We start from the raw sequence: 13,182 nt of genomic DNA on the forward strand, positions 1-13,182 counted from the left end.
CTTTTTTTGCTGCCGGATGGAACTTGGGCGCGGAGAGCCGCGCTCCTTCGGACGAAGCCTCTCCGGCATTGCGGCCGAACCTCTGCCCTCCCACTTCTGCAGCTCGATTTTTCGCGCTGCTGCCTTGAACCGAGCGGTCGGGTGCAACAACTAAAAGTCGAGTTGCTCGGTTTTTCCGCGCTACTCTGCCGTTAGGGCGTATGCTAGAGACCAGCGGGGAGCCGGGTTGCGGCGTGGCTGCAGCGGACAGAGCCTTCCGGCGGACACCTGCGGGCAACGCCTGCACAGCCCGCGCTTAGCCGACCGACTCGGTCAGTCGGCCGGATCGCGTCCGTCCTTGCGGTACGTCCGCCGCTGGGACGAGTAGATGCTCGCGGTGCCCGAGCACAGGTAAGCGATGACGCTGGCGACGAGCAGATAGGCCGCCGCATCCGCGCCGAACAGCTCGAGGCCGAGCACGAAGCAGGCGAGCGGCGTATTGGCCGCCGCGCTGAACACGCCGACGAGGCCGAGGCCCGCAAGCAGCGGGGCCGGCAGCTGCAGCAGCGGAGCGAGCGCATGGCCGAGCGTCGAACCGATGACGAACAGCGGCGTTACCTCCCCGCCCTGAAAGCCGGTCCCGAGCGTGAGCGCCGTGAAGAGGAGCTTCCCCAGCCAGTCGAACGGCTCGATTGATCCTGATGGCGCAAACGAATCCTGCAGCAGCGGCAGGCTGAGGCCCAGGTAATTCCCGCCGCCGACCAGCAGCGCCAGCAGCGCGATGACGGTGCCGCCCGCCGCGGAGCGCCAAGGCGCCGACGGGACCAGGCGCGTCGCCAGGCGCCGGACGCCGTGAACGGCGGCGATGAACAGCCTCGCCGCCAGACCGAACGCGACGGCCGCCAGCGCGACGGCCGCCAGCGCAGCGAAGCTCTCCGGCGGCACTTCGCCGAGCGGGTACACCGCATGGCCGATGCCCCAGGCGCGCGTGACGGCATCGCCGACGAGCGCGGCCACCAAGCACGGGTACAGCGCCCCGTGCCGCAGCAGGCCGATCGCCAGCACCTCGACGCCGAACAACGCGCCGGCCAGCGGCGTCCCGAATACGGAGCCGAAGCCGCCAGCCATGCCGCACAGCAGCAGGATGCGCCGGTCGTCCGCGCCGGACCGGACGAGCGTGCCGGCGAGCCAGGCGAGCGAGCCGCCCATCTGCACGGCCGTCCCTTCCCGGCCCGCCGAGCCGCCCGTCAGATGGGTCAGCACGGTGCCGCCCAGCACGAGCGGGGCCATGCGGAGCGGAATGCGCTCGCGGCCCTCGTGGATGCTTTCCAGAATCAGATTGCTGCCTCGGATCGCCGAGCCTCCGACCTGCCGGTACGTCCAGCTGACGAAAAAGCCCGCCGCCGGAAGCAGCGCCAGCAGCCAAGGATGCGCCATCCGCGTATCCGTCGCCAGCTCGAGGCTCCATAGGAGCAGGGCCGACGCCGAGCCTGCCAGCGCCCCGACGAGCGAGCCGAGCGCCAGCCACTTGAGCAGGAAGGCCGCGATGCCCGCCATCCCCATGCCCGCTTCCCGCAGCCGCTTGTTCTGGCTTTTGGACTCGCCCATGCTTCTTCCTTCTTTCCTTTCGAATCACGGCAAAAAGGCCCGTTCGGGCCGATCCGCCTGTATCCGCGCCTGCTCCAATGCCCGCGTCTGCGTCACATCGAAGCGGAATCGCCGGCCGCCCTGCGCCGCGCCCGCCGCGCCCGCAGCAGCAGCGCCAGGACGGAGCCGCGCGCCGGCACGGCGCTGTAGGCCGCGTCCTCGTCCGGCGCGAGCACGACGCCGAGCTGGTGATGCTCGCCGGCGAAGCGGGCCCGCTGCGCGAACTTGAGCTGCCCGTCCAGGTTGAGCACCTCGAGCCGGCAGAAGGCGGAGTTCTCGTGGAGGGCGGCATGCAGGTCCTCCTTGGTGCGCACGCGCAATCCGTTCACCTTGTGCAGCACCTCCCCCGCCTCGAGCCCCATCTCCTCTGCCGGCGTGCCGGGCAGCACGCCGAGAATGCAGAGGCCGCGGGCGTCGTTGACGAACCGGGGCGGACGCTGCCGCTGCACGCGCTCGGCGAGCTGCGTCAACGCTTCGTGCAAGCCGAGCGCGGCCAAGGAGGCGACCACGACGAGCGGCCGGGCGAATGCCGCCGCCAGCGCCAGCACGACGAGGACCAGGCTGTAGAGCAGCAGCCGGCGCGAGGCGAGGCGGGCCACATGCTTGGGCAGCTCGGACAGCGCCAGGTCGGAGAAGCCGATGATGGCCGGCAGCGCCAGCACCGTCCAGCCGGCGCTCCAGGCTTCGCCGCCGAGCAGCGGCGTCCAGGGCAGCGCGGCGGCGGCTCCTTCCGCTCCGCCGGACACCGGCACGAGCAGCAGCAGCGGCACCGGCCACAGGCCTTGCAGCGAGTAGCCGCCGATCAGCTTGCCTCGCTTGCCTTCCAAATACAGCGGCGAGGCGAGGCTCCCCCCGTCCTTCCGCACGAGCAGCGCTTCCGCTGCATGCAGCAAAGCGACGAGCAGCAGCAGTCCCGGCATGTCGAGCGCCGCGAGGGAGGCTCCGAGCCGCCCGGCCGTCCCGCCGCTCTCCTCCAGCGAAAGCAAGCCGCAGACGGCCTGCAGCACGCCCAGCACGCCCGCGCTGTAGGCGAAGCAAAGGTAGCGCACGCGGATCAAGGCGAGCACGGCGGCGGTGCCCCATAGCCAGAGCACGGCATCCGGCGTGAGCGTCGTGCCGATGAAGGCGGCGGCGACGGAGACGGCCGCTCCCGCCAGCAAGCCCCATCCGGCGGAGCGGAGCAGCAGCAGCGGCCAGACATGCAGCCTCACGTGGAAGAGCGAGCGCTCCGTGACGGCGAGCCGCCGGTAGAGGAAGGCCATGACGATCAAGGCCAGGTAGAAATAAGGCTGCGCCAGCAGCTGCAGCGCCGCAGCGCCGTACTGTCGCAGCAATTCCAGAGTCGGTTCCAAGCAAGCACCTCATTTTCGATCAGGCTGGCTGAGCCTAATGCTTTCGACGCGACAAGGCCGGATTCCTCCCGAAAGGAGGAATCCGGCCTTGTCCGAAAAGCTGCTCCGCTTAAAGCCGCGGCGCTCCCTTGCCCTCGCGAAGCGCCCGTACGGCCGCGTCCAGCTGCGTGTCATGCTCGTCTCCGCCGACCCAAGCCTGCACCGCTTCCTCCAGCTTGCGCTGGGTCGCCGGATCGGCCTGGCCGCTCTCCTTGAGGCCGCTGGCCCGCTGGAAGCCGCGTACCGCTTGGGCGGTGCCGCTGCTGTAATAGCCGTCGAGGCGTCCGGGATCGTAGCCGAGTCCCTTCAGCATCACCTGCAGGCTCTTGGCGTCGTCGCTGATCGCATCGGAAGGAATCGTGCCCGTCTTGGCCAGCCGCGTCGCGGCGTACAGCGCGGGAGGGCGGACCGCTACGTCCGGCTTGATGCCGCGCTTGTGGATCCAGCCGCCGCCCGGCGTCAGCCACTTGGCGATCGTCATCTTGACGAGCCCGCCTTCGAGATGGCGGTCATAGCTGACCTGCACGGTCCCTTTGCCGAACGAAGTCTCGCCGACGAGCACCGCGCCAGCAGATTCCTGAAGCGCTCCGGCAAGGATTTCCGAGGCGCTGGCGCTGCCTTTGTTCATCAGTACCGCGACCGGATACGGCTTGCCGCCGCCCTCCGACAGCACCTGCTCCGGCTTCGCCCCGCGCTGCGCGATCTGCAGGATCGGCCGCCCCTTCGGCACGAACGGCTGCGCGATCCGCTCCACGACCGGCAGGATGCCGCCCGGGTTGTTGCGCACGTCGATGACGAGGCCTCGGAGCTTGCGCTTCTCCAGCTTGTCCAGCTCCTCGGCGAACCGGTCGGCCGTATTCAGGGAGAACTGCCGGATCTCGATCAATCCGATGCCGTCCGCAAGCAGCTTGCCCTCCACCGTCTCGATGTCGATCTCGGCGCGCACCAGCTTCACCCCGAACGGATTGGCCCGCCCCGCACGCAGGATGACGAGCTCGGCGGAGCTGCCCTTGGGCCCGCGAAGCTTGGCGACCGCCTCGGTGATCGGCAGCCCCGACAGGCCGACGCCGTTCACGGACAGGATGACGTCCTTCGCCTGCAGGCCCGCCTTCTCGGCCGGAGAGCCCTTGATCGGCGAGACGATGACGATTTTGCCGCTCTCGGACGTCACCTCCGCGCCGACGCCGCCGAACGCGCCTTCCACTGTCTCGGAGAACTGCTTGGCGGCTTTTGCGTCCATATAGGAGGAATAAGGATCGCCAAGCGCCTCCACCATGCCGCTCAGCGCGCCGCTGATGAGCTTGTCGCGGTCGACGGGCTCGTAATATTGCCGCTGGATCAGCTCCATGACCGCATTCAGCCGCTGCTCCTCTTCCTTCGTCAAGCCGGCGGAGGCCGCCGGTTGCGTTCGCTCCCAGCCTAGTGCCGGATGAGCCGGCCGCGCCGCCTCCGCAGGCGCTGGCTTGGCGCTTGCCGTTCCCGCCGGCAACGCTCCGCCCAGCAGCAGCGCGGCGGCCAGCGACGCCGACAGCGCCGCCTTGATCCGGCGCGGTCCGGCCGCTGCGTGTTCGTTTCGCTTCATGCTCCCTCTCCTCTCTTCGTCCGGCGCTCCTGTTCGAGGCCGAATGCGTCCGCCGCTTAGTATGCGACAGAGAGGGGAGGATTATTTGGCAAGGATGGCTGCTGCTGAGAAGCGGCTCGGCGGCTAGATGCCCGAGGCGAGCATCGCGCGGGCAAAGTCCGTGAAGTCGCTCCGATGCAGGTCGAGAATGGCGCGCACAATCTCCGGGTTGAGCTTCCGGCGACACGATCTTGTCGAGCTCGGCTACAGCGACGTCCAAGTCCATGCGCGCATCCAGGGGACCACCGTCCTTCAGAATCTTCTCTTCTCAGTCCAGCCCAGAGGAAGGCGCAAGGACACTTGCGGCCTGCTCAGCGATGCGAACATCCGACCGCCCTTATGAAAAAAACCGTCCGGGCGCTTTCGCCCGGACGGTCCTGCTGCGCGCCAAGCTGCGGGCGTCCGGCTCCCCGCCGCGACGCTTCAGTTGGCCTTGCCTTTGAAATAAGGAAGCGGGTTGACCGGCTCGCCGTTCTTGCGCACCTCGAAGTGCAGGTGGTTGCCGGTCGAGTTGCCGGTCGAGCCGACCTCGCCGATGTGGTCGCCGCGCTTGACGGTCTGGCCCTTCTCCACGAGAATGCCGCCGTCGCGGATATGGCCGTAGATCGTCCACAAGCCGCCTCCGTGGTCGATGACGATGCAGTTGCCGTAGCCGCTCCACCACTGGGCGACGAGCACGACGCCGCCTTCCGCGGCGTAGATGTTCGTGCCTGCCGGAGCCGCCATGTCGGCACCGGCGTGGAGCTTGCGCTGGCCGCTGATCGGGTGGATGCGGTAGCCGTAGTTCGAGCTCAGCCGGTACGAGGCCTTGATCGGCGCCGCGAGCATCCCTCCGCTATAGGTCGTCTTCAGCGCGTTCTTTTTCTTGATGAGCGCGGATTCCTTGGCGGCCAGCTCCAGCAGCAGCTTCTCCTGCTCCTCGCTGATGTCGCCGAGCTCGCCGAGCTTGGTGTTGTAGGAGGAAATCAGCTGCGTCTTCTGCGCTTCCTTGTCGGCCAGCACACCTTGATATTCGGCCACTTTGGCGTACAGCATCTTCACCTCGGCGAGCTTCTGCTCGACCTCGGCCTTTTTGGCGGCGACGAGCTGCTTGTCCTGCTTGCGGTCCTGCAGCGTCTCCTTGTCCTGGGACATGATCGTATGAAGCGAGTCGAGACGGCCGAGGAAGTCGGAGAAGCTTGTCGCGTTCAGCAGCACGTCGAGGTAGCTGACGCGCCCGTTCATGTAGGTGACGCGCATGCGCGACTGCAGCCGCTCGTCCTGCCGGGCGATCCGCTGCTCCGCCTCGTCCAGCTCGCGGGCGGTCTGCTCGAGCGCCTGCGTCGTGGTGGACACCTGCGACTGGACGGCGCTCATGCGGGAGCCGACGGTGTCGATCTCGGTCATGACCGCCTTGAGCGACTCGGCGGTATAGAACTTCTGCGTCAGCACGGTCTTGGACTGCGCATCCGCCTGCTTGCGGCCCTGCGCGGCCGCCTGCATCTGCTGGCGCACCTGCTTGAGCTCGCGGTTGATCTTCTCGGACTGCGACACCGCTCCAGCCGCTTGCGGCATGGCGGTCAGGATAAGCGCGCCGGCCAGCACGGAGCCGGCCAGCCTGCGGATCGTTCTGTTCAAGCTGCTTTCCTCCTACACTCTCAAGTATCTGCGGACGGACAAAATGCTTCCCCACACGCCGAGCAAGGTGCCGATGCCGATCGTCACCGGGACGATGATGCCGGCCGCCTCCTCCATGGAGACGAGCCGGATGCTCATCAGGCCGAGATCGAACTCGGACTGGCGGATGAGCTCGCCGTAGCCGAGCACGACGACCAAGGCGGTCAGCGTCGAGGAAAGGAAGCCGATGAGCGCCCCCTCGACGAAGAACGGCCAGCGGATGAACGCGTTGGTCGCTCCGACCAGCTTCATGATGCTGATCTCGCGCTGACGGGCGATGATCGTCGTCTTGATCGTCGTGGCGATCAGGAACATCGCCGTCACGGCCAGTCCCGCCACGAGGATGAGGCCGATGTTGCGCACCGCGTTCGTGATCTTGAACAGCGTCTCGACCGTGCCTTGGCCGTACTTGACCTGCTGGAACGCCGGCGGGTCCTGCGCGGCGCTGATCGCCTGCACCTGCGCGGCGGCGGCCGTGATCGTCTGCGGGTCGTACACCTCGATCGTGAAGCTCGCCGGGAGCGGGTTGTCCTCGCCCTGGTAATCCTCGAGCAGCTGCTTGCCGTCGTCGCCGAGCATCTCGCTCATCTCCTGCAGGTTCTGCTCCGGCGTGCGGTACTCCACGCTCTTGACCTCCGGGATGGCGCGCAGCTTGGTCTCCAGCGCGGAGGCGCTCTCCGGCGCCATGTCCAGCTGCAGGAACGCCCGGATCTCGACCTGGCTCTCCAGCTGGTCGGCGAGCTTGCTCACATTGAGCGCCAGCAGCACGAACACGCCGAGGATGAACAGGGAGATGAAGATGCTGCTGATCGACGCGAAGCTCATCCAGCCGTTGCGGAAGATGCCCCGGACGCCTTCGCGCAGGTGCCTCGCCAGCGTCCTAAGCTTCATAGCCGTATTCCCCTCTCGCCTGGTCGCGCGCGATCAGTCCGTTCTCGATGGCGATGACGCGCTTGCGCAGCGTGTTGACGATCTCGCGGTTGTGGGTGGCCATGACGATGGTCGTTCCCCGGAAATTGATCTCCTCGAGCAGGTTCATGATGCCCCAGCTCGTCTCGGGATCGAGGTTGCCGGTCGGCTCATCGGCGACGATGACGCTCGGGTTGTTGACGATCGCGCGCGCGATCGCGACGCGCTGCTGCTCGCCGCCGGACAGCTGGGCCGGCAGATGGGCGTGCTTGCCGCCGAGGCCGACGAGCTCCAGCACCTCCATCGTGCGCTTCTTCATCAGCTTGCGCGGCGCCTCGATGACCTCCATCGCGAACGCGACGTTCTCGTAGGCGGTCAGCTTGGGCAGCAGCCGGTAATCCTGGAAGATGACGCCGATGTTGCGCCGCACGTACGGAATCTTGCGCGGCTTGAGCTTGCCTATATTGAAGCCGTTCACGAACAGCTGCCCCTTGGTCGGGAACTCCTCGCGGTAGATCAGCTTCATGAACGTGGACTTGCCGGCGCCGGACGGCCCGACGATGTACACGAATTCATTGCGGTCGATGACCACGGATATGCCCTTCAGCGCGTGAGCGCCGTTGGGGTAGGTCTTCCAGATGTCCATCATTTCAATCACGGGTATCGCTCACATCCTGTCTTTTTTCCGCTTATGACTGTTCGACAGAAAAACCGGATTTCCTTTCCAGAAAGCCGCATTTCCCTTCATTTTCACAATTCTCATCGTTCGCCGCCTGCAAGCGGGCGCATTCGACATCGCCGCTTGCGGGAAGGCTGTCGAACGCTCCGGACCGGAGCGTTTCAAGCCTCCTTATTTACATCGGCTGACGGCTCTCGCTTTGTAGTTAAATGTCGAAAAAAAAGAAGCCGGACGGCGAAAGCAGTCCGGCTTCGGTGGGGCAGGCGGGATGCAGCGCTGGCGCTGGCAGCAGCGACGGAGGCGCGGCGGATGAGGCGCGGCAGGCGGGATGCGTCTGGCGACGGAGGCGCGGCAGGCGGGATGCCTGGCGCTGGCGGCGGCCTCGCTGCGGAGACGCTGGCGGCGGGATGTGGCGAGCGGGGATGCGCCTTTTGCACGACACGCATGAAGCTCCTCGCGGTGAGGCTCCAAGCCGGGGCACAGGAGGCTCGATGCTCCTGACGCATGGCAGCGAGCTCGCGGCTGGGGTGCTGACAGCAGCCAGACATCGGGCCAGCGCCGTATGAAACGGGCTAACGACGCCTCAAACGGTTAGAGCTCCGTTTCTCGTTCTTTTGGGGCCTTAACGACGTTTTGAATCGTTAAACGGTTGAAACGCGGCAATTATGCTAGATTTAGAGCGTTTCGTTCCATCTAGCGATTTCACGCGTCGTTACGTTTTGAGCAGGCATATGAAAGCCGTTCTAAGCGTCTGGCACGTCGTTAGCGCTCGGCTTTGGCTACTCTTGGAGCGGGAGCTTGATTCGGTACTCGCCTGTGATATACGTTGGATAGTTAACCAGCTCCAACGTCAGCGGCTGCTTGTAATCGTCGGGAGCAAACGTATAGCCGAGCTGCTGCATCCCGTCCTGATCGCTGGTCCCGCTGCTTCCTTGCTTGAAGCTTAGGAACCTCTTTCCAACAGCATCGGTAAAATCGCTGCCTAGCACCGAGTAAGAGTTCAACTGCGATTCCTCCTGGTCGACACGCAGCTCGAAGTCTAGCTGCATCCCGCTTTCATCCACACGGCTGGATACGAGCGAGAGGCGGTCATCGGGAGCTTCGAGCAGCTCGCCTTTCTCCGCGTCGATGATGATGCGGCTCTTGTCCTTAGGCAGGGCGCGGAACGTCTTGCCGCTCAAGTAGAGCGACTTGGGCTGGCGGAAATAAGGACTTTGGAACTCGAACCTCACGTGGTTCTCTTCCGAGCTGCCCGCTGAATAGGAGACTCTTTCCCACTCTATACCGGAGTCGTCCGTCAGCTTCATGTCCACCGGTCCGAACAGCTTCAACGCGTTGTCTGGATCGTATTCCGCCTCGATGGCGACGCTCAGCGGCGAAATGCGCATGCTCTTGAAATGCAGCTGCTGGCCTTCGACCGAGATCATCTGCTCCAACGGCAGCGTGCGCGATTTGCCTGCGAACAGCTTGCGGTCCACCTGGAACTGGAAGCGATATGCAGAAGCTTGCGCATTCATCCTTAATTCTACCCATTCCGGCAGGGGGACCTCCGGTTTCAGGACAAGCTCCACTCTGTTCGTCCACACCCTTTCTGTCGAACTGTCGCTGGAACTTGTCACGGATTGCAGAATTTCCTTCCCCTCTCGGTCAAAAGCCTGTATACCAAGCATTTCCTCTCCATTCTGCTGCCTCATTGAAAGGAGTCTGTCCGCGTTCTTCCCTTTCGTCAGCTCCACTGTATACACGATCATCATCCGGTAGTCGTCGGCGACCAGCCCTTCCAGCGTCACCTTGACGCCATCGCGCTCCTGAGTCAAATGAAGCGGCTGCAGGTAGCCTTCGTCGAGAGCGTCCTGCACCGTCCGGTTCATGCTGTACTCCTCGCGGATCGCGTCCACGATTGCCGACATGCCGGGCAGCTGCCTCACCGCGGAGGCGAAGGCCGGCGAGACGCGGATGGACGTGAGTCCGACAGCCAGCACGAGCGCCAGCGACAGCACCGCGGAGCCAAGGCGCTGCCAGCGGCGGCGGCGTCTGCGCTGCCGGGCCTGCGCCATGCCAGCGAATATCGCGCCATCCGCCCGCTCCAGCTGCTCCGCAGACGGAGGGCACCCGCCCAGCTCCGCAAGCTCTTGCTCCAGCTCTTGCTCCAGCTCTTGCTCCAGCTTTTTCTCCTGATGCTCCGCCTGGTTCGACTCCGCCCCTTCCGCCGCCTTCAACTTCGCTCGATCCTTCCGCTGCTCCTCCTGCCCATCCTCCGTCACCGGCTCCAGCCTTTCTTCATGCCGCTCATCCATGCTCCGTCCCCTCCATCCCGGCGCGCTCCCGGCGCAGCTGCCGCAGCGCGCGGTTCAGCCACGTCTTGATCGTCCCTTCCGGCTTCTCCAACGTCCGCGCGATGTCCGAGACCGTCATGTCCTCCGCATACTTCAGCAGCACGAGCTGGCGCAGCTTGGGCTCGAGGGCGGCCACTGCCTCTTCCAGCTCCAGCCGCGCGCCCGGATGCTCTCCGCTCGCGGCGCTCTCTGGCAGGACGGCCATCGGCTGCTGCCGCTTGCGCCGCCTGCGCTCGTCGGCGCAGACGCTCAGCAGGATGCGGATGAGCCAGGTGCGGACATGCTCCGGCTGCCGCAGCCTCCCGAGAGCCGCATAGGCGCGGCAGGTCGCCTCCTGCAGGGATTCAAGCGCCGCTTCCTCATCGCGGAGATAGGCGAGGGCGATGCGCAGCAGCTGCTCCTTGGCCCCGACCATCAGCTCCAGAAAGGCTTCGTCGTCGCCCTTCTGCGCCCGACGGACGAGCTCTGCCGTTTTTGAGGTCCGTTCTTCCATGCGCTCCGGCATCCGTTCGCCGTCCTTTCTCGTTTGCCTTCGCTATTAGACGGGGAGAGAGGGGGTTCGGTTTTGCCCTCCATGGAAAAAGCTTAAAAACCTTGAACAGCACGGGCTGTCTAAACCTGGACCGGTTTCAATCACAAAAAAGAAGCCTGTCTCCTTGGACGGGCTTCTCAGTATGCGTTCCTTATGCGTTCCTTCCCTATTCCGCTACCCGTCCGCTCGCGGAAGCTCCAGCCGCTTGAGCGGCTCGGTCGCCGGTCCCTCCAGCACCTCGCCGGTGTAGCCGAAGCGCGAGCCGTGGCACGGGCAGTCCCAGCTGAGGTCGCCCGCGTTCCACTTGCACTCGCAGCCCATGTGCGTGCAGGTCGTGTCGACCAGATGCAGCGTCCCGTCCGGCGCGCGGTAACCGCCGGCGCGCTTGCCGGCGACCTTGACGACGCCGCCCTGTCCGGCCGCGAGCGTCTCCGGCGAATCCGTCGGCGAGTCCAGCTTGCCGGAGATGAACTCCCCGGCGACGTTCAGGTTCTCGCGGACGAAGTTCAGGATCGACGGGTCGGCGTGGAAGCGCGACGGCTTGAACAGCTCCAGATGCATGCTCTGCCCCGTGCTCACCAGCTCGGAGAACGTCAGCGCCGCGAGCGTGCCGGTCGTCATCCCCCACTTGTTGAAGCCGGTCGCGATGAGCATGTTGGGATGCTTGTCCCGGATCGGGCCGATGTACGGCATCTCGTCGAGCGTCGTCAGGTCCTGCGCCGACCAGCGGTACGGGATGCTGCGGACGCCAAGCAGAGAATCGGCGTATTGCTCCAGCGCCTCGTAATGCTCGATCATCGGCGGCCCCTGGCCGGTCTTATGGCTGTCGCCTCCGACGAGCACGACCGGACGTCCGTCCAGCTCGGCCGCGCGCAGCGAGCGCACCGTCTGGCCGACGGACAGGTACATGCCGCCGGGGAACGGCTTGTCCGTCTCCACCGCGAGCACGTACGAGCGCATGGCGTGCAGCCGCGAGAAGAACAGTCCGCCGCCGTCCGTGAACGGGAAGTGCGAGGCGGACAGCGCCCAGCTGCAGTCGACGGTGCCGCCGGCGGCCGTGTGCAGCTTGAGCCGCCCGTCCTTCTTGCCCTCCTCAACCTTCTCCGTCACGGTCGTGTATTCATGGACGACAAGGCCTTGCTTGAGCGCCTCCTGCAGCAGCGCTTGCAGATACTGCAGCGGATGGAAGCGCGCCTGGCCCGGCAGCTTAATCGCGCCGAGCTCCGACAGCCCCTCGAGCGGCAGCTTGTCCACCCATTCGCCGGGCAGGCCGATCTGGCCGTACGCTTTCCATTCCTTGCGGAGCGTCTCGAGATCGGCCTCGTTGTCCGCGTACAAGTAGGCGTCCTCCGTCTTCAGCCCGCACTCGATGCCGAGCTCGGCGACGGTCTGCACGATCCACTTGAGCGCTTCGTCGTTGGCGTCGAAATACTGCTTGGCCTGCTCTTTGTCGAGATGGTTCAGCAGCTTGTCGTAAATGGCCCCGTGCTGGGCGGTGATCTTGGCCGTCGTGTGGCCCGTCGTGCCGTCAAGCAGCAGCCCGGCCTCCAGCAGGACGACCTTGAAGCCTTGCTGGGTCAGCAGATAAGCGCTCGTGATGCCGGCGATGCCTCCGCCGACGATCACGACGTCAGCCCGGACGGTGCCTCGGAGCGGCTCGAACGACGGCAGCTCCGATGTCGCCCGCCAGAGCGACTCCGGGAGCTTGGGCAAGCGGGAAGGCTTGCCGGATGGCGAGGATGAGGGTTCCATGCGATGCCTCCTGATTTGGATTTCCTCTCCTCTGTATGCCCATCTCCGTCCCAGCCGAAACCGGCTAGTCGTTCAAGCCCTTCCCCTCCAGAATCGGCTGCATCCACTTCTCGATCCTCGCTACCCGGGTCTTGGCTTGCTTGGGCTGGGAAAAATGAAGCAGATACGCTCTGCGCCGGCCCGGCGTCAGCGCCTCGAACGCGGTCTTGAAGTCCGGATTCTCGGCGAACCGCGCTTCCAGCTCCTCCGGCATCGGGAACGCTTCCGTCTCCTTCAGCTCCACCTTCAGCCCCGACTCCTCGTTCCGGACGGCCTCGAGGACATACGCCTTCACGACGTCCCTCATCTCCCCGATCTGGCGGGCGCTCGTGAAGCGGAGCTGGCGCGCCGCCTGCACGTTCTCCGTCTGCTGGACGAGGATGCCTTGCGGGTCCTTCAGCAGAGCGCCCTTGTGGAACAGCAGCGCGCAGTAGTCCTTGAAGCCGTGGATGAGCACGACGTTCGCCTCGCCCCTCGTGTAGCACGGATGCATCCATTTGAACTCCTCGGCCAGGCCGCATTCGAGCACGATCTGCCTCAGCAGCTCGTACTCCTCCTTCCATTTCTTCGCCTTGCTCATGAAAAGATCGACCCGCACGTTCGTCGCATTCGTTGTCATGCCGAACCCCCCTCTTCCTTCG

General features: G+C 65.4%; 10 protein-coding genes. All 10 read right to left on the reverse strand.

Features of this window, described 5'->3' with window-relative positions; all coding sequences use genetic code 11:
• Window positions 1-312: 312 nt before the first annotated feature.
• The 10 genes from HGI30_RS20870 to HGI30_RS20915 all read right to left on the reverse strand — a co-directional run bounded on the left by HGI30_RS20870 (window position 313) and on the right by HGI30_RS20915 (window position 13,160).
• The gene (locus tag HGI30_RS20870) at window positions 313-1,587 is read right to left on the reverse strand and encodes a chloride channel protein (protein WP_168909265.1); all 1,275 of its coding nucleotides are present in this window, start codon (window positions 1,585-1,587) and stop codon (window positions 313-315) included.
• A 92-nt stretch (window positions 1,588-1,679) separates the two neighbouring features.
• Window positions 1,680-2,978 carry a PDZ domain-containing protein gene (locus HGI30_RS20875; protein WP_235680227.1) on the reverse strand — a complete coding sequence of 433 codons (1,299 nt, stop codon included), beginning with the start codon at window positions 2,976-2,978 and terminating at the stop codon, window positions 1,680-1,682.
• A gap of 109 nt (window positions 2,979-3,087) precedes the next feature.
• Complete coding sequence (locus HGI30_RS20880) at window positions 3,088-4,599, reverse strand: S41 family peptidase (RefSeq protein WP_168909266.1); 1,512 nt, start codon at window positions 4,597-4,599, stop codon at window positions 3,088-3,090.
• A gap of 462 nt (window positions 4,600-5,061) precedes the next feature.
• Window positions 5,062-6,255 (reverse strand): murein hydrolase activator EnvC family protein, encoded by a 1,194-nt coding sequence (locus tag HGI30_RS20885; protein ID WP_235680228.1) that lies wholly within the window; start codon window positions 6,253-6,255, stop codon window positions 5,062-5,064.
• 12 nt (window positions 6,256-6,267) lie between these two features.
• Window positions 6,268-7,185: a permease-like cell division protein FtsX gene (ftsX, locus tag HGI30_RS20890; RefSeq protein ID WP_168909267.1), complete on the reverse strand. Its 918-nt coding sequence runs from the start codon at window positions 7,183-7,185 to the stop codon at window positions 6,268-6,270.
• On the reverse strand, window positions 7,175-7,861 hold the full coding sequence (gene ftsE / locus HGI30_RS20895; RefSeq protein WP_028599043.1) for a cell division ATP-binding protein FtsE: 687 nt from the start codon (window positions 7,859-7,861) through the stop codon (window positions 7,175-7,177). Before ftsE ends, ftsX begins: the two co-directional genes overlap by 11 nt.
• Window positions 7,862-8,661: 800 nt before the next feature.
• A complete protein-coding gene (locus HGI30_RS20900; protein ID WP_168909268.1) occupies window positions 8,662-10,179 on the reverse strand; it encodes a DUF4179 domain-containing protein in 1,518 nt (505 codons plus the stop codon).
• A complete protein-coding gene (locus tag HGI30_RS20905; RefSeq protein ID WP_235680229.1) occupies window positions 10,172-10,723 on the reverse strand; it encodes a sigma-70 family RNA polymerase sigma factor in 552 nt (183 codons plus the stop codon). Before HGI30_RS20905 ends, HGI30_RS20900 begins: the two co-directional genes overlap by 8 nt.
• Before the next feature lie 201 nt (window positions 10,724-10,924).
• Entirely contained in the window at window positions 10,925-12,502 is a 1,578-nt protein-coding gene (locus tag HGI30_RS20910) for an FAD-dependent oxidoreductase (protein ID WP_168909269.1), read from the reverse strand.
• Window positions 12,503-12,566: 64 nt separating this feature from the next.
• On the reverse strand, window positions 12,567-13,160 hold the full coding sequence (locus HGI30_RS20915; RefSeq protein WP_168909270.1) for a YdeI/OmpD-associated family protein: 594 nt from the start codon (window positions 13,158-13,160) through the stop codon (window positions 12,567-12,569).
• Window positions 13,161-13,182 lie beyond the last annotated feature (22 nt).

Origin of the sequence: Paenibacillus albicereus, assembly GCF_012676905.1 — a bacterium.
Lineage (GTDB): Bacteria > Bacillota > Bacilli > Paenibacillales > Paenibacillaceae > Paenibacillus_O > Paenibacillus_O albicereus.